The organism is Vibrio sp. QJM3NY_39 (genome assembly GCF_057785895.1).
Genome location: NZ_CM173505.1, coordinates 2,087,378 through 2,111,357, shown reverse-complemented (window position 1 = coordinate 2,111,357; position 23,980 = coordinate 2,087,378). Strand labels below are relative to the sequence as shown.

The window sequence follows — 23,980 nt, the reverse complement described above, 5'->3', positions numbered from 1 at the left end:
GTTGGTGATAGCGAGAGTTGTGGTAGATAAGTGGTTATATTTGGCACAACCCTGACTTAACTTGACCAGAATAGCTAAGAATTTTATGTGTCTTTGGTATTTTATTCACCTGAGTTTTTGTTAGAAAGTGCTTTAAATCTCATGTGCTTCAGACTGTTTTTTGGCCTAAAACCTTGTAATTCCTTATCTGTCACTTTAAGTCTGATCGTCGATAAAAAAACGTAATCGTAACCACAAATATCAATGGTTGGACTCATTCTTAATAATATCGGTTAATGCAGCCAACAAATCGTTTTTGAACGTTTTTTGTTGGGTTATACCTCGCTATTCCAATGAGGTATCTTCTGTCGATGGCCCTATAGTGTGAGGTCTCTAGAATTGGAAAATTCGGTTAATTTGGAACGCATCCGTGCTGAGTATAATGTAAAGCACTGGAGCCAAGGTTTTTATGGAATTGATGATAACGGCGAGGTGTATGTTTCACCGAGCGAAACCGATCATCAAGTTCCGCTAAGTCAGATCGTAAAACAGTTAGAGCTGCGAAATATTGGTTTGCCTGCTCTTGTGCGTTTCCCTCAAATTGTGCATCAACGTGTGCATAATATCTGTAACGCATTTAACCAAGCGATCGACGAATATCAGTACGACAACCGTTACCTGCTTGTTTATCCGATTAAAGTTAACCAACAGAAAGAAGTGGTTGACGAGATCTTAGCGAGCCAAGCTCAATTAGAGCAGAAGCAGCTTGGTCTAGAGGCGGGCAGCAAGCCTGAACTATTAGCGGTATTAGCGCTGGCTCAAAAAGCGAGCTCAGTGATCGTTTGTAACGGTTATAAAGACAGAGAATACATCCGTCTTGCGCTGATTGGCGAAAAGCTAGGTCATAAAGTATTTATCGTTCTAGAGAAGCTGTCAGAGCTTGATCTTGTTCTTTCTGAAGCGAAAGCGCTTGGCGTGAAACCTCGCTTAGGTTTGCGTATTCGTCTTGCTTCTCAAGGCGCTGGTAAATGGCAAGCAAGTGGTGGTGAGAAGTCGAAGTTTGGATTGTCTGCATCACAAGTATTGACCGTTATTGAACGTTTAAAAGCAGAAGACCAACTCGATGTTCTCGAGTTAGTGCATTTCCATCTTGGCTCACAAATGGCCAATATTCGTGATGTGCGAAATGGCGTGAGTGAAGCGGCGCGTTTCTATTGTGAACTGCGCGATATCGGGGCTCAATTGAAGTACCTCGATGTGGGTGGCGGTTTGGCGGTGGATTACGACGGCACACGCAGCCAGTCTTCAAACTCAATGAATTACGGTTTGCTTGAGTACGCTCGCAATATTGTGATGACAGTAGGGGACATTTGTAAGCTCTACAATCAGCCACAACCTGTGATTATTTCGGAATCTGGTCGCTCACTGACTGCGCACCACGCTGTGCTTGTGACCAACGTGATTGGTACCGAGAGCTACTCTCCAGAAGACATGGCGGCTCCAGAAGCTGACGCACCAATGTTGCTAAACAACATGTGGAAGAATTTCTTAGAGCTAGATGCGGGTAATGATGACCGAGCGTTGATCGAGATCTACAACGACACGCAGAGCGATATCGCAGAGGCGCACAACCAATTTGCCACAGGTATGCTGAATCTTCAGCATCGTGCTTGGGCAGAGCAGATGTCTTTGCGTATTAACTACGAACTTAGCTCTCGAATGAGCACTAAGAACCGTTACCACCGTCCTATTTTGGATGAGTTGAGCGAGCGTTTGGCTGATAAGTTTTTCGTGAACTTCTCGTTGTTTCAATCGTTGCCAGATGCTTGGGGTATCGATCAGGTATTCCCTGTATTGCCTCTAAGTGGTTTGGATAATGCGGACGAGCGACGCGCTGTGGTATTGGATATCACATGTGATTCTGACGGTACGATTGATCAGTACGTTGATGGTCAAGGTATTGAAACAACGCTGCCAGTTCCTGCATGGAACCCAGATGAACCTTATTTGATGGGCTTTTTCCTAGTAGGCGCATACCAAGAGATCTTGGGCGATATGCACAACCTATTTGGTGATACGCACAGCGTAGTGGTCAACGTTGACGAAAGCGGTGAAGCGAACATCGATTACATCAACGAAGGCGACACGGTTGAAGACATGATGCGTTATGTTCACATCGATACAGATCTGATTCGTCAGAACTACAAAGATTTGGTCACGGCGAAAGTACCAGCACAAGAGCAACAAAGCGTACTTGAAGAGTTAGAGCAAGGCTTGATGGGTTACACCTATCTTGAGGATTTTTAATGAACGATCTATTTACTAAACCAGATTACTCGCTGTACTCCAATGCAATGACGTTTATGCGTCGTCCATTGGTGAAAAATCCAATCGACAATGATGCTGATGTGGTTGTGTTGGGCGCGCCTTTAGATATGGCGACGTCGGGTCGTCCGGGCGCGCGCATGGGACCAGATGCGATTCGTCGTGCGTCAGTAAACTTGGCGTGGGAAGGCAAAAAGTTTCCTTGGGACTTCAATGTATTCGAACATACCTCGGTGATTGATGCGGGCGATCTTGTGTTTGATTGCGGTGATGCTGAAGACTTAACTCAACGTTTAGAAGCGGCTGCTGATGCGATTCTAAACAGTGGTAAAACATTGTTAGGTTTAGGTGGCGATCACTTCATTACATTGCCTTTGCTAAGAGCATACGGCAAGAAGTACGGTGAGATGGCGCTGATTCACTTCGATGCACATACTGACACGTACAGTCAGGGCAGTCGTTACGATCACGGTACCATGTTCTACCATGCGCCAAATGAAGGTTTAATTTCGCCTGAACATTCAGTGCAAATTGGTATTCGCACAGAGTACAAGCAGGAAGGACACGGCTTTAACGTTATTAACGCGATGCAAGCGAACGACATGAGCGAAGACGAGATCATTGCTCAAGTAAAAGGCATTGTTGGTGATAAGCCAGTTTACCTAACGTTTGATATCGATTGTCTGGATCCTGCTTTTGCTCCGGGTACAGGTACTCCGGTATGCGGCGGTTTGAATTCAGATAAAGTTCTGAAAATTATCCGTGGCTTGCAAGGTATCAACATGGTTGGTATGGACGTTGTAGAAGTGTCTCCTGCCTATGACCAAAGCGAAATTACAGCATTGGCTGGTGCGACGATTGCTCTCGAGCTGCTTTACGTTTGGACGGCGAACCGCCTTGCTAAATAGTTGTGTGTCATTGCTAACAGCATAACGCTATATACTGATTTTAAAGCCCACTAAGGTTCAACTTAGTGGGCTTTTTTTGGATACCTCGAAATATCCATTTGCAACTTCTACTCATTGTCCCTGCGTACCCATTCAATACTCTAACGGTTGTATATGTAATTGACGCCATATACGGTGTTTGAACAGTTTCTCATCAGCTTTATGCTGCACCTTGTCTCAAATATGGGATTTAGTTCTTCTTTGGGGTTTAGGTATATATCGACCCTATCAATCGCCCATAAATCCTAATGATTTATCAACTTTATTACTGTATATATTTATAAAAATTTGAGGTGTAATTAAGATGTGCGTTTTATTGCATATTAATCAACACCCTATAAACTTTTGCTTAGTCCATGAACAAACTAAAGTGAATGCCTAGATTTGTGAAAAGAAGTCACTTCGCACACACATGACATTTCGGATAAGAAAGACTAGGCTTAAGGTTAAGTCAACTATAAAAAAAAACAGGCGAAACGGAACTGACTCATCACATACATCAGTCTACGTAATTGATTGTTAATGAAGAGAATAAGTTCTGAATATAATTTAAGCCTGAAACCGTTATTACTATCATTTTCACGATGTTGGGCAATACAGCATTTTGTGACCTCGGGGGATATATGGGTATTGAAGTTTCGCGCCAAGCTGCAGTTGTAGAGGTAGTGAGTGGAGAAGTCATTGCGGTTAAGTCTGACGGAAGCGCACGAAAAATTTCAGCTGGAGATATTATTCGTGAAAACGAGATTGTTATCACTGCCAACCAAGCAGAGCTTGTATTAGGTACCCCAAACGGTGTCACTGAGGTGACAAGCAATTGTGTTGGCTGTGTTGATCAAGATTTAGCGTGGGCTGATGCTCCGATCGCTGGAGAAGTTAATTTTGACTTACAGCAAGCCGGTGCTGGAGATTTTGATGATGATGAATTTGCTGCAATCCAAGAAGCTATTTTAGGTGGTGCCGATCCGACTCAAATCTTAGAGGCAACAGCGGCTGGTGGCGGACTAGGCTCTGCGAATGCCGGCTTTGTGACGATTGATTATAACTATACAGAAACTCATCCATCGACATTCTTTGAGACCGCTGGTTTAGCAGAACAAACCGTTGATGAAGACAGAGAAGAATTCAGGTCGCTCACTCGTTCCTCGGGTGGTCAATCAATCAGTGAAACACTGACTGAAGGCTCCATATCTGGCAATACTTATCCCCAATCTATAACAACCACAGAAACGATTATTGCTGGCAGCTTAGCGCTCGCTCCTGACTCTTTCGTACCAGAAACGCTATCCCTAGCTTCACTGCTTAGTGAATTAAACACCGACATTACTTCAAGTGGTCAGCCCGTCACCTTCACGTATGACGCGGCGACTAATTCTATCGTTGGTGTTCAAGGTACCGACGAAGTATTACGTATCGATATTGATGCCGTCAGTGTTGGTAATAACATTGAGCTTTCTCTAACCACAACGATTTCTCTGCCGATTGACCATGTACCGTCTGTTGGCGGTGGTCAGGTTTCTTACACTGGCGATCAAATAGATATTGCTTTTGATATTCAAGGTGTAGACACCGCTGGAAATCCGCTAGCAACATTCGTTAACGCACAGGTTTCAGTGTTTGACGGGATAGATCCGTCTGTTGAAAGTGTCAATATCACTAACGTTGAAACTAGTAGCTCGACAATCGAAGGGACGTTCTCAAATATTGGTAGTGATATCCTTCAATCAGCCGTATTTGATGCAAGCGCACTCGACCAGTTTGATGGGTTGCTCAGCGACAATCAAAACACGCTTGCGAGACTTTCTGACGATGGAACAACGATTACTCTGTCCATCCAAGGTCGAGGTGAGGTTGTTCTCACTATTTCTCTAGATACCGATGGCACCTATAAATTCGAGCAGTCTAATCCGATAGAACAAGTGGGTACCGATTCACTGACGTTCGTTTTGCCAATCACGATTACTGATTTTGACCAAGATGTTGTAACCAATACCATCAACATTGCCATTACTGATGGCGATAGTCCTGTTATCACTAATGTTGACAGTATTGATGTTGATGAAGCGGGTATTGTTGGCGGCTCACAAGAGGGCACGGCGCCAGTGTCTGGTAGCGGCAGTATTATCGCGGATATTTTTGAAAGTGACATCATTGACCATTATGAACTTGAGCCGGCAGAATTTAATACTGGTGGCAGCTTGGTTTCAAATGGCGAGGCTGTGCTACTTGAGTTGATTGATGAAACCAACGGTGTAAGAACCTACGAAGGTTATGTTGAGGTCAATGGTTCGAGAATTACGGTCTTTGACGTTAAAATTGACAGCCCTTCATTAGGGAGCTACGAATTTAATCTGTATGAAGACCTTTCACATCAAGGCGCTGAAGATGCGCTGCTGACCTTTGCATTGCCAATTTATGCCGTTGATGCGGATGGTGACCGCTCTGCATTGTCTGGAGGTTCGAACACACCAGAAGCCGCTGAGATCCTAGTCAATGTTAAAGACGATGTCGTTGAGTTAGTTGATAAGGTTGAATCAGTCACCGAGCCGACCTTAGCGGGCGATACCGTTGTTTCGTATAACCTATTCAATTTCGAAGGCGCCGATGGTTCGACAATTCAATCGTTCAACTTCGACGGTGTTGACTATTCGTTAGATCAAAGTTTATTACCTGATGCTGATCAAACCTTCAGTTTTACGGAGGGTGTGGTCACTATCTCATTGAATGGTAATTTTAGCTTTGAAGTGGCTCGTGATATTGACCATACAAGCAGTGAAACCATCGTCAAACAGTTTTCATTTTTGGCCGAAGATAGTGATGGCGATACTGATACATCAACGCTTAAGTTAAGTATTACAGATGGTCAGAACCCAACGATAGATTTGATTCCACCTGTAACATTATTCGAAACCAACCTTGCTGATGGTTCTGCACCAAGCGGAAGTGCAGTGAGCGCGACTGAAACGATTACCTTTACTGCGGGCAGTGATGATGTGGCGAGTTTCCGTATTGAGCCAACCGAGTTCAATGTGGGCGGTGCACTGAAATCGAATGGGTTTGCGGTAGAGATAAAAGAAGACTCTGCTAATCCGGGCACTTACATCGGTTTTATTACCGATGGTTCGAACACTGAAATCCCAGTGTTCACCATTAGTTTTTCGGCAACAACATTAGGCGAATACACCTTTACTCTAATTGAAGCGTTAGACCATGTGGATGGTCTAGATAACAACGATCTGAGTTTCGATCTGCCCGTTTATGCAGTTGACACAGACGGCGACGATTCACTGGTGTCTCAACTTAATGTGACCATTGGTGATGATGTCCAAATCATGCAAGACGGTACGTTAGATATCACCGAGCCAAATTTGGCTGACGGTACGATCACAACCAACACCATTGATGTCATGCCAAACCAAAGTGCCGATGGCGCGACGATCACTCAGTTCACTTATGACGGTCAGCTACGAACACTTGATCAAAATGACAATGGCGAGCAGCAGTTTAGTTTCACGGAAGGCGAACTGTTTATCACCCTTGAAGGTGAAGTGCGATTTGAGCCGAACCGCGACCTAGATCATTCCGTTAGTGAAGACATTGTGAAGTCGATAGTGGTGACTTCAAACGACTTCGATAACGATCCGGTGACTTCAACAATTACGCTAACCATTACTGATGGTGACAATCCGACTATCGATTCGGTACCGAGCGTTGTACTTGAAGAAGCTGATTTAACTGATGGCTCATCGCCAAGTGGCAGCGCGGTTAGTCAAACGGAAACCATCACTTTCACTAATCAAAGTGACGATGTTGAGAAATTCCGTTTAGAACCAAGTGAATTTAATACTAACAACGCGCTCAAGTCCGATGGCTTGATCATTGAGATTCGAGAGGAACCAACAGGATCAGGCAATTATATTGGTTTCACGACCGATATTTCGAATGTCGAAACCACTGTGTTTACACTCGATTTCAGCAGTACCACTTTGGGTGAGTACACCTTCACGCTTCTGGAAGCGATTGACCACACGCCTGTTCAAGGCAATAACGATCTAACATTCAACTTGCCAGTCTACGCGGTTGATAGCGACGGTGATGATTCGCTAATGTCGCCACTGGCTGTAACTATCACTGATGATATTCAAGTGATGGTTAATGACTCTCTCACAATTGAAGAGCCAACGGTTGCAGATTTGGCAGCAGGTACTCCGACGACAACTACCGTTAATGTACTTGATGAAGAAGGTGCTGATGGCACGATTATTACTCAGTTCACTTATGATGGCGGTGCGGTATTAACGCTTGATCAAAACGATGCGGGTGAGCAAAAGTTTGTGGTTGCTGACGGGTCTTTGTATATCACTCTGCAAGGCGATATTCGTTTCGAACCAAATCGTAACTTAGACCATACTAGTGGCGATATCGTGAAGTCGATAGTCGTAACCTCAAGTGATTCTGATAACGATCTTGTGTCTTCAACGGTAACGCTAACCATTACCGATGGCGATATCCCAACCATTGACACAGTGCCAAGCGTTACGCTATCAGAAACGAATCTGAGTGATGGCTCTGCTCCAAGTGGCAGTGCGGTTAGTTCAACTCAAACCATTACCTTTACCAATCAAAGTGATGATGTGACAAGTTTCCGTATTGAACCAACAGAGTTCAATATTGGTGGTGCTCTCACATCAAACGGATTAGCGGTTGAGCTAAAAGCCGACCCAACCACTCCGGGTGGCTACATCGGTTATGTTACAGATGGCTCAAACGTTGAAACCAACGTATTTGCGATTAGCTTCTCGGGTACCAATTTAGGTCAATACACCTTCACCTTACTTGAAGCGTTGGATCATGTAGATGGCTTAGTGAAGAATGATCTGACTTTTGATCTTCCTGTTTATGCGGTTGATAGCGATGGTGATGATTCACTGGTGTCTCAACTGAATGTGACCATTGGTGATGATGTACAGGTCATGCAAAACCAAGCGCTTAATATTATTGAGCCAACGGTTGCTGATTTGGCTGCAGGTACTCCGACGACAGCTACTGTTGATGTTATGCCTAGTCAAAGTGCCGATGGCGCGACAATCACTCAGTTTACTTACGATGGCGGGGCGGTAATAACGCTCGATCAAAACGATACGGGTGAACAAAAGTTTGTCTTTGCTGAAGGTTCACTGTTCATCACATTGCAAGGTGAAGTTCGCTTTGAACCCAATCGTAATTTAGACCACACGCTCAGCGAAGATATCGTGAAGTCGATTATGGTGACTTCAAGTGACTTCGATAACGATCCAGTGATAGCAACGGTTACGCTGACGATTACCGATGGTGATATCCCAACCATTGATGCAGTGCCGAGTGTTACTCTATCTGAAACTAACCTTAGCGATGGCTCTAGCCCGAGCGGTAGCGCAGTAAGTCAAACCGAGACGATTAGCTTTACTAATCAGAGTGATGATGTGACTAACTTCCGTATTGAACCAACAGAGTTCAATGTGGGCGGTGCACTAAAATCGAACGGTTTTGCGGTCGAGATAAAAGAAGACTCTGCTAATCCGGGTACTTACATCGGTTTTATTACCAATGGTTCGAACGCTGAAGTTCCAGTGTTTACCATTAGTTTCTCGGCAACCACGCTAGATGAGTACACCTTTACCTTACTGGAAGCGTTAGACCATGTAGATGGCCTTGCGAATAACAGCTTAAGCTTTGACCTGCCTGTTTACGCTGTCGACAGTGATGGCGATGATTCACTGGTGTCTCAACTCAATGTGACCATTGGTGATGATGTTCAAATAATGCAAGACGGTACGTTAGATATCACTGAGCCAAACCTTGCAGACGGAACAATCACAACCAACACCATTGATGTGATGCCAAATCAGAGTGCCGATGGTGCGACGATCACTGAATTCTCATTTGGCGGTATTGTCAAAACACTCGATCAAAGCATCGTAGGCGAGCAGCAGTTTAGTTTCACAGAAGGTGAATTATTCATCACTCTTCAAGGCCAAGTGCGCTTTGAACCTAATCGTGACCTTGACCACTCTGTCAGCGAAGACATCGTGAAGTCGATTGTCGTTACTTCAAGTGATTTTGATAACGATCCTGTGACTTCAACCGTTACGCTAACCATTACCGATGGTGATATTCCAACCATAGATGCAGTGCCAAGTGTCACGCTCTCAGAAACAAACCTAGCTGATGGTTCTGTACCAAGTGCCGGCGCGGTCAGCTCAACACAGACGATTACTTTCACCAACCAAAGTGATGATGTGGTTCGCTTCCGTTTAGAACCAACCGAGTTCAATACTAACGATGCACTTAAATCGAATGGCTTAGCGGTCGAACTGCGCGAAGAACCTCAAGGCTCTGGTCAGTACATTGGCTTTACCACCAGTTCGTCTAATGTTGAGACAACAGTATTTACGTTGGACTTTAACTCCGGAACCTTAGGTGAATACACATTTACTTTAATCGAAGCTCTGGATCATCAAGATGCGCGTGGCAACAACGATTTAAGCTTTAATCTACCTATGTATGCGGTGGATAGTGATGGCGATGACTCGTTAGTCTCGCAGCTTGGCGTGACCATTGGCGACGATGTGCAGTTGATGCAAGACGGCACAATCACCAGTCGTGAGCCTGCAGCAAGTGTTGAAACATCAAATACCTTTGATGTGATGCCAAACCAAAGTGCTGATGGAGCCAAAGTCACTTCATTTGTTTTCGATGGTAAGACTGCAGAAAGTCTTGATTTGAATGTGAATGGTGAACAAGAGTTTGTCTTCACGGAAGGCTCGGTATTCATTACGACGGAAGGTGAGATACGTTTCGAACCTGTACGTAATCAAAATCATGCTGGTGGTGATATTACCAAGTCGATTGAGGTGACGTCTGTTGACCTCGATGGCGATATTGTTACATCGACCGTGACGCTGAAGATTGTTGATGGTGACCTTCCTACTATTGACCTTGTTCCCGGAATTACGTTATCTGAAGTGGACCTGGCCGATGGCTCTGTGCCAACCGGTAATCCAGTGACAATGACACAAACCATTACCTACACAGCGGGTAGTGACGACGTAAGCCATTTCAGAATTGACCCTACGCAGTTCAATACTTCAGGATCTTTGAAATCGAACGGTCTAGATGTCGAAATAAAAGAGCAGCCAGCTAATTCTGGTAATTACATTGGCTTCGTTAAAGACGGTTCTAACGTAGAAACCAACGTCTTCACGATCAGCTTCTCGACGAGCAATTTAGGGCAATACACGTTCACACTACTTGAAGCGTTAGATCATGTAGATGGATTACAAAACAATATACTAAGCTTCGATGTCCCTGTTTTAGCGGTTGATGCGGATGGTGATGATTCTGCAATGTCGCCAATGACAGTTGCGATCACCGATGACGTACAAGGTGTTCAAGATGGTACCTTGAGCATCATTGAGCCTTCATTAGCTGATTTGGCATCGGGTACGCCACCTACGACACCAATCATTGATCTTATGCCAACGCAGAGTGCTGATGGCGCGAAAGTGACACAGTTTACTTACGATGGTGGCACAGCTGTAACGTTAGACCCAAGCATTTCTACAGAACAAGTCTTTACCGTAACCGATGGCTTACTGTACATCACCATTGAAGGGGAGGTTCGTTTTGAGCCGAGCCGAGATCTTGACCATTCATCCGGCGACATTGTAAGAACGATTGTCGTCACCACCAGTGATTTTGATAACGACACAGATACCGCGGACGTCACTTTGACGATCAAAGACGGTATCGATCCAGTTATCGACGTGGTTCCAGATGTTAACTTATCGGAAGTCAACCTAGCGGATGGCTCTACGCCAACTGGTTCTCCGGTAAGTTCGACTCACACAATCACTTACACCGAAGGAAGTGATGATTTTAGTCACTTTAGAATTGCGACCAACGAATTCAATCCTGGCGATCTGTTGAAATCAAGTGGTCTTGTTGTTCAACTAAAAGAAGATCCTGCTTCTGCTGGTGACTACATTGGTTATACCGATGATGGTATGGGTAACGTTACCGATGTATTTACCATTAGCTTTGATAGTGCAAACAAAGCTCAGTTTATATTTACCTTGATTGAGGCGCTTGATCACCTTGATGGTGTGCTTTACAACGATCTTACGTTCCGTTTGCCTATCTATGCTGTTGATACAGATGATTCTGAATCAACGAAGCGCGATGTGGTGGTTACGCTAGAAGATGACATCCAGCAAATGCAAGATGGCTTCTTAACCATTACCGAGCCAAATTCTGGTACTCCAACAACAACTACCGTTGATGTGATGCCAATACCAAGTGCAGACGGCGCGAACATTACGCAGTTCACGTATGACGGTGGTTCTCCAATTACTCTGAATCAGAACATCAGTGGCGAACAAGAGTTTGTTTTCACTGAAGGTTCACTGTTTGTAACATTAGATGGTGACGTAAGGTTTGAGCCAAATCGAAACCTTGATCACTCTGCGGGTAACATTGTTAAGTCAATCGTGTTCACGTCTTCAGATTTTGATAACGATATCTTTTCCTCAACAGTCACGCTCACCATTATTGATGGCGATGGCCCAACGTTAAATGTTGTACCGAGTGTTAGCCTGTCGGAAAGCTTGCTTGCTGATGGTTCTACCCCTGGTACAGCCGCGGTCAGTGTGACTCAAACGATCACTTCACTTGCAAGCAGTGATGATATTGCTGAAATAGTGGTGGAAGTAGGGTTGTTCAATATCAACGGCGCGTTGAAGTCGGATGGTTTGTCACTGAGTTTGCGTGAAGACCCTGTAAATTCTGGCGACTACATTGCATTTACTACTAATGGTTCGGGTGTTGAGAAAGTAATCTTCACTCTGGATTTTGATGATACGAATCCGAGCCAATACACATTTACTCTGCTTGAGCGTTTAGACCATGTTGATGGTTTAGGAAATAACGATCTGAGCTTTGATCTTTCTGTTTACGCGGAAGATACTGATGGTGATATTTCAGCGTCTAAACCGCTGACTGTCACCATCACCGATGATGTTCAGCTGATGCAATCAGGTGCGCTCAACATCACGGAGCCAATTACGGGAACACCAACTACAACAGTCTTTGATGTGATGCCTGCGCAAAGTGCAGATGGCGCGACAATCACTAAGTTTGTGTATGACAATCAAGCTGAAACAGCCTTGGTACAAACCGACACGGGTGAGCAAGAATTTGTGTTCACTGAAGGTTCCTTGTTTATCAATCTCGAAGGGGATGTACGTTTTGAACCTAACCGCAATCTAGACCACTCTAGTGGCGATATCGTCAAGACCATTACGGTGACATCTGAAGATAAAGACGGCGATATCGTGACGTCTACAGTGACGTTAACTATTGCCGATGGCGCGCCACCAACTATCGACACCGTACCGACTGTCGCGTTGGCTGAAGCAAATCTGATTGATGGTTCTTCACCGGGTTTACCTGTTAGCCAAACTGAAACCATTACTTTCACAGCAGGAAGTGATGATGTGAGCCACTTCCGTATTGATCCGGCTCAATTCAACACATCAGGCGATCTGAAAGCGGATGGTTTGGTGGTTCAGTTAAAAGAAGATCCTCTAAACAGCGATCATTATATTGGTTACGTTGAAAGCGGCGGTGTTCAAACGGATATCTTCACCATCACGTTTAACAGCGTAGTTCTAGGAGAGTACATATTCACTTTGTTGGAAGAGTTAGATCACCTGCCTGTACAAGGTAACAATGATCAAATCTTCACCTTGCCAGTAATCGCAGTCGACAAAGACAACACTGATTCAGTGATGAAACCCCTTACCGTGACCATTACCGATGATGTTCCAACCATTACTGACACCACTGTCGCGAGTACGTTTGTGGTTGATGAAGATGATTTGGGCACTCTGGCACAAGCGACGGGTTCGTTTGTAACCACAGAAGGTGCAGATCAAGTCGAGGTTTACGAACTACGTAATATAGCGACTCTAGAAACTACGCTTACCTCAAGTGGTGAAGCAATTTCGATTACTGAGGTCTCTGGAGCAGCGAACACAACCATCTATCAAGGAACCACCACAAGTGGAACACCGATTTTTACTCTTGTTTTGGGTAACGATGGGTCATACACATTTACCTTACTTGGTCCTCTAGATCATGAGCCTAGCTCAGAGGCGAGAAATAAGCTGCCTATCTCCTTTGATGTAGTGGCTGTTGACAGTGATGGTGATGATTCCAACCAGTATAAATTACCCATCGAAGTTATTGATGATGTACCGGTAATGACGGCGCCGACTGGTGAAACGGTTGTTGATGAAGACGATCTTACTGGCATTGGTTCCGATCAATCTGAAGACACCATCATCAATGGATTGTTCACAGTCGATGAAGGTGCCGATGGCGTTGTGAAGTATGAGCTTGTTGATGAAGACCTAGTGCTTAGTGGCTTAACTTCAGACGGCGAAAGCTTAGAGTGGTTACCTGTTTCTGTATCAGGCAGTACGTTTACTTACGTTGCTCAAACTGCCACAGGTCAAGTGCCTGTTTTCGAGATTATTTTTGATACGTCAGATAACAGCTATCAATTTGAATTGTTTAAACCGCTTGAACACCCTGACGGTGCCGATGAAAACAACATCGAACTTGATTTCTCGGTCGTGGCTGAAGATTTTGATCAAGACCAATCAAACGCAATCGATTTGAAAATTACGGTAACCGATGATGTTCCGTTAGTGACAACTCAGTCGATTACTCGTATTGAAGGTCAGAATTACAATGGTTCTAAAGTCGATATGTTTGCCAATGCGACGGATGTGGGGGCTGATGGCGCGGTACTGAGTCGAATTGAAGGTATCTCAAGTAACGGGGCTGATATTGTTTTTCAACGAGGTAACAATACTGGCTTTAGCGATGGCTTGAATGTTCAAAGTGGACGTCGAACTATCCGTGTTTATGAGCAGACCGATGATGGCAATGGTGGTACTCAGGAAAGGCAACTGGGTACTTTACGTATCAACTCAAATGGCGAAATAGAATTTAGAGCTAATGGCTATCTAGATCATGACGGTGATGACACCATCGACTTCTCGATTAACGTGATTGCGACGGATGGAGACTTAGACACCTCTGAAACTCCGTTAGATATTACGATTACTGATAAGGACTCTACAAGAATCGCGCTGAAAGTGACGACCTTCGAGGATGCGGGTAGAGATTCAACCATACTTTACGCAACAGGCGATGCACCGACTCTAGAGAACGTTCAAGATAACCAGAGTGGTTTGCCTAATGCCCCTGCACAAGTCACGTTGCAGGTTAACCTGAAGGACCAAGATAACAACGAGTCCATCGGCCAATTGACGATCCAAAGTGGCAATCACAGAGGGACGTTCTATTACTTTGATGGCGTGGATTATCACAAACTAGTGGCAGAACCAAACGGTGATATCTTGTTTGGTCCGCCTCAAATGCAGCAGAGCTTTGCTCCAAGCTCGAACCAACCATTAGACACCATCGCGACAATCGACAACTTGTTCTTTGTTCCAGACCAGAATTTTGGCTCTGGTGAAAATGGGGTTCGAATCAATTATGAGCTCGAAATTGATAATAATGGTTCGCTAGACCATACCGTAAACTCAAACTTCAGAATTGAGATTGAAGCTGTAGCTGATATTGCAACTTGGGATGACACCAGTAGCACGTATCAGTATCAAGTGAACGAAGATGAAGACAACGTTACCCTACAATTAAACGCAGAATCACAAGATAACAGCCGCACTGAAACCATTACCTACGAGCTCGAAGTTGTTCAGGGAGATGGGAAGTTTGAGCTGCTTGATCAAAATGGCACAGTGCTTACGCCAGTTAATGGTGTTTATATCATCACATCTGCTGATATCAATAGCACAGTCGTTAACCCAATCGACAACTTCTCTGGGCAGATTGAGTTCAAAGCGACGGCAATTACGGAAGAGACGCTTAACCCATACGATGACTCAGCCAACGGCGGAGCAAACGATAAGACGACCGCTCGTTCTGTAGAGCAAAATATCATTATTGATGTCACTGCTGACGCCGACCCGGGCAAATTCAGTGTGAGTCGTATCCAGATCAACGAAGACAACATCGATAACCCTGATTACATTGGTCCTTTGGACAATAAAGACGCATTCACGTTAGACGAAGTCATTACCATGACAGGGTCGGTGGACACAGATGGCTCTGAAGAACTGTTTGTCCGTATCAGTAATATCACAGAAGGCGCAGTGCTTTACTTTGTAGGTACAACCACGGTAGTTCCTACCGTTAATGGTACCAATTATCAAGAAATCGCATATTCCGATTTGGCTAATGTTGAGGTTGTTCCAACTAAACACAGTAATGTAGATTTCACCTTTGATGTTACCGGTGTAGTCAAAGATACTGCAAACTTGTCAACCAACCCTCAACAAGTTGATGAAGAAATTCTGGGTAATAAGACGGTCAACGTCGAGGTTAAAGGTGTTGCAGATGTTCCGTATGGTGGGACGAATGGTACCGATTGGACCTCAATTACAGATGGTACTGCAAGCGGCGTTCAAACTACGATTCAAGAGAGTCAAAACGGCGACAGCTTTGCTCTGCTTGATTTCACGGTATTGTCGGGTGAGAGAAAGCCTGCTTCAGGCACAACACCATTACCGGACGATGGTTCCGAAGCTATCACTGTCATTCTATCGGGTATTCCTGATGGCGTTATAATCGAGGATGGTGACGGTACGGTAATTGATCTTAACTTTGTCGGTTACGAAACCGGACCTGGCGGTAGCCCTGATTTATCAAAACCTATCTATGAAGCGAATATTACTGATGCGGGCAAAACGTCGGGCATTCGTATCAGACCTGTTGACTCTTCGACCGAGAATATCCACATTCAAGGCAAAGTGGTCGTAACGGAAAACGATGGTCATACGCTTTCTTTTGATCAGGAAGTTCGAGTGTTGGTAGAGCCTAGGATCGATACCTCAGCAACTTACAATACCGTGACCAACGGCGACGAAGATACGGCTATCAACATTGATTGGCACCCAGAGGGTACTGACTATATTGATGATGATGAGCATTTCACTTCTATTGTCATCAGTGACATTCCAACGGATGTTGAAAGTGTTGTGGTTAATGGCGATGTAATTTGGGTTTACGATGCTGCCGCAGGCACTTTAACCATCACACCTAAGAGTGGCCAGACGCCAGAAGAGTTCACTCAAATTGCGCTGAACAATAACTTCATCCAAATCACTCCAGCTCAAGACTCAAGTACTGATTTCACGCTTGATACCGTTGTAATGATCGAAGAACGCGATCATGAGTATGTTGATGCAACTAATCCTGGTCAGGGCATTGTTACCGCGACGACTAACGGTTCTATCGATGTTCGAGTTCGACCTGTAGTTGAGCCTGAAGATGCGAGCAACAAGCTGGTTGTCTCTAATGAAGATGGTTCTGGGGACTTATCGACTATCGTCGCTGACGAGAATGGTGTCCTCAAATTTACAACCAACAGTGACAATACATCGGTAACGGATGAGTTTGTTATTCGTTACGAAGAAACTGATGCTTCGTCCGCTATCGAAGAAGTGGACCAGTTAGTTATCCAATTAACAAACGTGGACGACTCGGCGCTATCAGATGATGTGCTCAATCAGTTACTTGTTATCGGTGCTGCATACGAAGGTAATGGTCGCTGGGTTGTAACGAATGAAGACATATTTAGCATCAGTGCACCGAACGGTCTTGCTTTTCCACCTCTATCAGGCACCTCTGGCGTTTTCAATGACATCAAGATGACCATCTTTAGTACAGTGGTTGATCGCGGTGATGGTGTTGAAATTGAGTCATCAGCGGCGGTTCAAAGGGAAGGTGAAGTAAATCTATCGTTCCCAGAAGTGCTTGTTGGCGGGAATGAGGTGGCTGCAGATATTACGATGACACCAGATAGCGTTGTCGATGCTATAGAAGACACACAGCTAGACTTAGGATCTGCGCTAAATAGTTTGATCACTTTCTCTGGCGAGGATGCTTCAACAGACCAAGTGACCATCATTATTGATGACTCAGTTACTATTAATCCAGGCGGCACCTTCCCAATCAGTTTGTCGGGAAGCAGTGAAGTCGACTTCGTTAACGGCAAATATGTATTCGAAACAACAGTCGACCAAGGCGTTTCAACGGACTTTTCTGGGCTGTTACTGAACCTACCAGCGGACTACTCTGGTGACTTTAAGTTACCACTAACCATTGTGACCAAAGATCTCCTTTCAGGTGATGAAAAAACCTTGGAGACCGATGTGGTAATCAAAGTCGCGCCAGATGTTGAAGGCAACCCAGACATCGACGTTACAGTCACAGGCTCATTGGACGACTTGTTTAATCCTGTCGATACCGATGGCCAGGCTGGGCAAGATCCAGTTGGCTACGAAGATACCTATATCCAGCTTGATTTCAGCTCAACTATTACTGACCAAGTAAGTGGGGTTGAAGGTGGTGACGAAAAATTCACATCTATTACGCTGACTTTGGATGACACGAGTGTCGGTGCGTTTTATACCAGCGCGGGTGTATCTCTTGGCACAACGGTGACCTTCGATGAAGCTCAGATTAACGCGGGTGCTCTAGATAACGTCTTATTCAGAGCTGCTCCTAATTATCCAACGGGTAATGACGTTAATCAGGTTCAAGTGAATGTCAGTGGGACGATTACCGATACGGCTACCTACAATGAGACAGCTTCTCCTGTTGGCAGTGCAACCGACACGGATACTTTCTCTACGAGTGTGAACTTTGAAGTGGTTCCTGTCGTGGATGATGTCCTTGTCACAGGGCCGGGCAGTGATCCGGATGTTATCGAGATTACAGGTAACGAAGACCAACTTATTTCCTTGTCAGGTACGGGGCCTGTATCGATCGCATTGACTGACCTTGATGGCTCAGAGCAGTTCGTTTCGATTAAGTTCACTGGTGTACCAGATGGCTTCTTAATGAGTGCAGATGCTGCCTCAACTTATACTGTGAAGAACAACGGTGGTGGTGAATGGAGTGTTCAACTGCCTCAAGCATCAGGACTGTCATTCGACCTGAGTGAGCTGTCGATTTTACCGCCGAAAAACTTCAGTGGTACGGCCGAGTTTGGCGTTGAAGTCTTCACTCAAGAATCTTTGTTGGGTGTGCCTACTGCGGCGGCAAACTTGCCAAGCTTCAAACTGCATGTGGTACCTGTTGGTGATGATGTCGATACTAACCCGACCGACTCTGTGACAGGCAATGAAGGCCAAAACATTGATATCGAAATCAATGCGACGATTTTGGACAAAGAGCTGTCGGCAACAGGAAGTGGAACGTTTACTGAAAATGCACCTGAAACACTTCGAGTTGAAGTGGCGGGTGTGCCTCAAGATGCTTCTATTTTCTATCCAGATGGCACGACCTTGGGCAGCTACGATCCGACGACACAACTATGGACACTTGATGTTCCTGCTCAGTCGTTAGATAAGATCGTATTCAACTCAGGTGAGCACAACAGCGATACGGGCAATGTGCTTGGCATTAACGGACCATTGCAGATTACGGTTCGCTCGGTGGATACCGACGCTGACAACACCGAATATTTAGGTACACCAACCAGCTTCGATGTTGATTTAGTGATTGATCCTATCAATGATCAACCGACGTTTGTGAATGTGACCAACATTGAAACGGCGGAAGATCTTAGCATTGCTATCGACAACTTCAGTATCTACGATGTTGACGCAAACTTTGATAATCCAGATGCTCCGTATGAACTGACGCTTAAAGTCGACCAAACACTGCCGGGTGCACAGGGCGAGTTTGTATTCCCAAATAGTATCTCTAATGGCGTGACGTTTGTCTTGCAAGCTGATGGCTCACTTGTCATGACGGGTAAAGAAGCCGACATCAATACCGTTCTAGCTAGTGGTGACGTTACATTCAAACCGGACCCTGAACAGAACTACCTCAATCAGGGAGGGTTAGTAACGATTAACGCTACGCTCGATGACGGTGGTAATAACGGTTTGATTGATGCGGGTGATCCCAATACCGCTCAAACGAATCAAACTACCTTCACTATTAAAGTGACAGAAGTGAACGACCAACCAGTGGCAACCGATATTGATTTGGGCACCATGCTTGAAGAAGGTCAGCTAATCATCAAAGCTGAAGACCTGATTACAGCGACGACCGACCCTGAGGGACATGCCATTTCGGTTACTCAGGTCGCTATCGACCAAGGTCAGGGGCAAATTCAGAAGTTTGAGAATCTTGGTGGGACAGACGACAACTCGATTAATGGTCCATACTGGGTATTTACGGCGGCTGATGAATACAACGGCAACGTTAAGTTTACCTACACCGTAGAGGATGATGGTACCACCAACGGCAGCAATGATTTCCTAACGGATACAGCGGAGATCACCGCGATTGTCGAAGGAGTGAACGATACGCCTGTTGTTAATGGTGACAGTGTCACAACCTCTGTCGATGAGGATGCTGGTCAGCTGTTGAGTGGTATCAATGTCAGTGACCCTGATTATGTAAATGCATTCTCTGATGACTTAATGACAGTCACGCTGACGGTGGATTACGGCACATTAAACGTATCGCTTCCTGCTGTGACGACGGTTGTCGTTAACGGCAACAACACGGGTTCAGTCATCTTAGTGGGAACATTGAGCGACCTGAATGCGTTGATTGATACGCCAACCAGTCCAAATGGTGTTTTCCTTGATGCGAGCCTGTCTCCAACCAATAGCATTGGATTAGAAGTTGTCGCCAAAGACAGCGGAAACCCTTCAGGTATTGCGATAGAGACAGCACCTGTGGTTTACAACATCGCGGTGACGCCAGTGGCGAATGCACCAACCCTGTCTATCGATAGTGCGACTAATTACGTGAGAAACATTACTGCGAGTCAGTCGGTGAGTGCGAGTGGCATTCCTTTGGTTGGGATTATCGCGGCCTTAACGGACATTACAGAAGAGCTAACGCTGCATATTAGTGATGTGCCTGCTGGCGCTCAAATCACCAGTGCTGCGGGTTCTGTAACGGATCTTGGCGGTGGTGTTTGGGTCGCAACGGCGGATGCAATTGAAAGCTTACAAGCGGTTGGGCTTTCTCAAACTCCAGGTAACTATACACTGAAAGTTGAGGCAGTTTCTGAAGAGACTGACAACAACGATACGGCAACCTCTACATCGATTGACCTGAATTTGAACATTGTGTCTAACGCGGTTGATATTAACTTGGCTTCGGAAACCGATGATGTTCAGTTACTGGCTGGTTCTAATGCGACTGACTTAACGGGTGGCTCAGGTAATGATCGACTGGAAGGTGGCGCAGGTGATGATACGCTCGTGGGCGGTGATGGTAACGACACACTCATCGGCGGCGGCGGTTCAGATATTCTAACCGGTGGCGATGGTATGGATTCGTTCGTATGGCTTAATGTTGAAGATGGTGTTGAAGATACTATTACCGACTTTGATTTGTCTGAAGGGGACAGTATTGACTTGAGAGAAGTGTTGCCAGAGCTTAAAAACACATCTCCAGACATGACCGCGTTGCTTCAACAGATAGACGCGAAGGTGGAAGGTAATGATATTGAGCTTACGATCAACCCAGATGGCGTAGGGACCACGGAACAGGTGATTGTGGTTGAAGACCTTGCTCCTCAGTTAACACTAAGTGGCACTATGCCTTCAGATATTCTGGATGCATTAGTCCAGCAGAATGTGATTACTCACGGTTAACGCGAACCATTAAGCCAAAACGAAATAGGCAGCAATGCTGGCCTATTTTTTATCTAGAACGATAGAAGATTATTTCAAAGAGTTGTGGATCAGGAACTCTTCTTCAACGCCTTTCAATTTCATCTCATCCATAATGAAATTCACTGTGTTCAACAAACGTTGTTCGCCTTTAGGAATTAGGTAACCGAATTGGCTATTGGTGAACGGAGTTTCACAACGGGCTGCTTCAAGGCGTTCGTCCGTTACTTGATAGAACAGACCTTCAGGGGTTTCTGTCACCATCACATCAACTTTGCCTTCCGCAACGGCTTGCGGCACATCTAAGTTGTTCTCGTAACGTGTGAAGCTTGCGCTCTGCAGGTTGGCGTCTGCAAACATCTCGTTAGTGCCGCCAATATTCACGCCTACACGCACCGAAGATAGATTTACTTTTTCAATGCTGTCGTACTGTTCTGCTTTGCCTTTCGCGACTAAGAAACACTTACCAAAGGTCATGTATCCCTGAGTTTGCTCTGCGTTTAATTGGCGTTGCATTTTACGCGTAATACCACCCATCGCGATGTCGTATTTATCGTTGTCGAGGTCGGTCAGTAGATCTTTCCATGTGGTACGAACAATCTGTAATTCGACGCCTAGCTGCTCTGCAACATGCTTAGCCACGTCAATGTCATAACCAGAGTAGGTTTTGCCGTCGAAGTAAGAAAAAGGTTTGTAGTCGCCTGTGGTGCCGACGCGAAGTGTGCCTGATTTTTGAATGTCTTCTAACTGGTCAGCTTGCGCTGCGCCGGAAAGTACCAGAGTAATGGAAGCAAGTAATAGTGATGTTTTTTTCATTGTAATTATCTGTTGTGTTTGTCTAGTTGTTAAAAGTAACAGAAAGAAAAGCAGAAAGAGATCAAACCATTGGAAAGTTTAAAAGAAAGTGCGATTACAAAAAATAGAGGTAAGAAAACTCTGTCTGAAAGAAGGGTGTAACGGGTGTAATTGAAAGGTTTAGGGAAGGGGAGAAGACACATTAAAGTGCTATTCAGATTTAAAAGTATCAGAAATTTTGAGTGGTAAACAAAAAGCCCATGTTATCGAATAACATGGGCTTCATATTGGTTTAACGTGTTAGATGCTTTCTTTAGCGATTGGGCTATTTAGCAACTGACTCGTTGGTCATCTTAGCTGTAGCTCTTGATGCGTTGATTAATAGTATACCTACTGTCAAGACGATTGTGCCACACAGCACGAACATTGAGCGACCAAACATGTCGTTTGGAATCAATGCCATCAATAGAACACCAAGGCCTGCAACTGAAATCAATTTACCAAGCATACTGCGTTGTTTCATATCTAACTGTTGCTGCTCTGCACCTTCTGAGATAACAGGTGTATTCCAGTTTTCAAACAGCTTTTCAACTTCCGCTTCGCGCTCTGGCGTACGGCCTTTATAGAGCAGCATTGTTAGCAAGAAGAAACCACCTGTAAAGATAACATGGGCAGCAAGACTGAGACCTACTTTTAAGTCACCCCACTCACGTGCTGTTAATGCTTGATCTAGGTTAAACCAGTTTTCAATATCTTCTGCTTGTAATGAAATACCAAAGATATAAGAAACAACACCACCAACAACTAATGTTGCCCAGCCAGACCAGTCTGGAGTCTTGCGAATCCACATACCCAGCAAGATTGGAATTAGCATTGGGAAACCAATTAATGCGCCGATATTAAGTACAATATCAAACAGACTTAGGTGACGCAGTGAGTTGATGTATAAGCCAAGGCCTATAATGACCAAGCCCATAAAAATTGTCATTGCCTTACTTACTATAACCAACTCTTTCTGCGAAGCATTTGGGCGAACAAACGGGTTATAGAAGTTAACAACAAAAATACCTGCATTACGGTTAAGGCCAGAGTCCATTGAAGACATCGTCGCAGCGAACATTGCAGACATCAATAGCCCAACCATACCAGCTGGCATCACATTTTCCACAAACGCAAGGTAAGCAGCATCTGCGCCAACACTGTAGTCACTTACAAAATCTGGCATAAATGCAGAAACGTACCAAGAAGGAAGGAACCAAATTAGCGGGCCAACAATTGCTAGAACTGTTGCTAAGCCTGCAGCTTTACGTGCGTTTTCGCTGTCTTTAGCACACAGGTAACGGTAAGCATTAATACCATTGTTCATTACACCGAACTGTTTAATAAGAATGAAAACAATCCATAGAATGAAGATACTCATGTAGTTGAGATTGTTACCAACCCAAAAGTCACCAGTAAAGTTTGTAACAATGTTCGATACACCACCACCGTGGAAGTATGCTGCCACAGCACAGGTAATGGTTACTGCCATTATAACTAACATCTGCATAAAGTCGGACGCAACAACCGCCCATGAACCACCAGTTACCGACATGATCACTAGTACAACACCAGTGAAGACAATCGTCACCTCCATCGGAATGTTGAATACGGCAGATACAAAAATTGCGATACCGTTTAAGGCAACACCCGCAGAGATCAAGCTATCTGGCATACCAGCCCAAGTGTAGAACTGTTCTGAACTTCTACCAAAACGCTGACGAATAGCTTCGATTGCTGTAACAACACGAAGCTGCCTAAACTTAGGCGCGAAGTAAACGTAGTTTAAGAAATAACCAAATGCATTGGCCAAGAATAGGATTACAACGACGAAACCGTCGGTGAATGCGCGTCCTGCGGCACCTGTAAACGTCCATGCTGAAAATTGTGTCATGAAGGCAGTTGCACCAACCATCCACCACAACATTTTGCCGCCACCTCTGAAGTAATCACTAGTAGAGGTGGTGAACTTACGGAACATCCAACCAATAGCGATCAAAAAGAAGAAGTAGGCGAGAACAACAAAAGTATCAATAGTCATCTTTTCAGCCTTTT

The 23,980-nt window shown here is 44.9% G+C and carries 5 protein-coding genes; 3 read left to right on the top strand and 2 right to left on the bottom strand.

Going from position 1 to position 23,980, the window contains the following annotated elements:
* The first annotated feature begins 396 nt into the window (after nucleotides 1–396).
* The 3 genes from speA (at nucleotide 397) to AC3CHU_RS09425 (ending at nucleotide 21,073) form a co-directional block, all read left to right on the top strand.
* Nucleotides 397–2,286 (top strand): arginine decarboxylase, encoded by a 1,890-nt coding sequence (speA, locus tag AC3CHU_RS09435; protein WP_488525485.1) that lies wholly within the window; start codon nucleotides 397–399, stop codon nucleotides 2,284–2,286.
* Nucleotides 2,286–3,212, top strand: a complete 927-nt coding sequence (speB, locus tag AC3CHU_RS09430; protein ID WP_488524418.1) for an agmatinase — start codon at nucleotides 2,286–2,288, stop codon at nucleotides 3,210–3,212. Before speA ends, speB begins: the two co-directional genes overlap by 1 nt.
* A gap of 662 nt (nucleotides 3,213–3,874) precedes the next feature.
* The gene (locus tag AC3CHU_RS09425; RefSeq protein WP_488524417.1) at nucleotides 3,875–21,073 is read left to right on the top strand and encodes a retention module-containing protein; all 17,199 of its coding nucleotides are present in this window, start codon (nucleotides 3,875–3,877) and stop codon (nucleotides 21,071–21,073) included.
* 69 nt (nucleotides 21,074–21,142) lie between these two features.
* On the opposite strand, the gene AC3CHU_RS09420 is transcribed toward AC3CHU_RS09425, so the two are convergent.
* A complete protein-coding gene (locus AC3CHU_RS09420) occupies nucleotides 21,143–21,907 on the bottom strand; it encodes a transporter substrate-binding domain-containing protein (RefSeq protein ID WP_488518035.1) in 765 nt (254 codons plus the stop codon).
* Nucleotides 21,908–22,211: 304 nt separating this feature from the next.
* Entirely contained in the window at nucleotides 22,212–23,966 is a 1,755-nt protein-coding gene (locus AC3CHU_RS09415) for a sodium:solute symporter family transporter (RefSeq protein WP_086049217.1), read from the bottom strand.
* Nucleotides 23,967–23,980 lie beyond the last annotated feature (14 nt).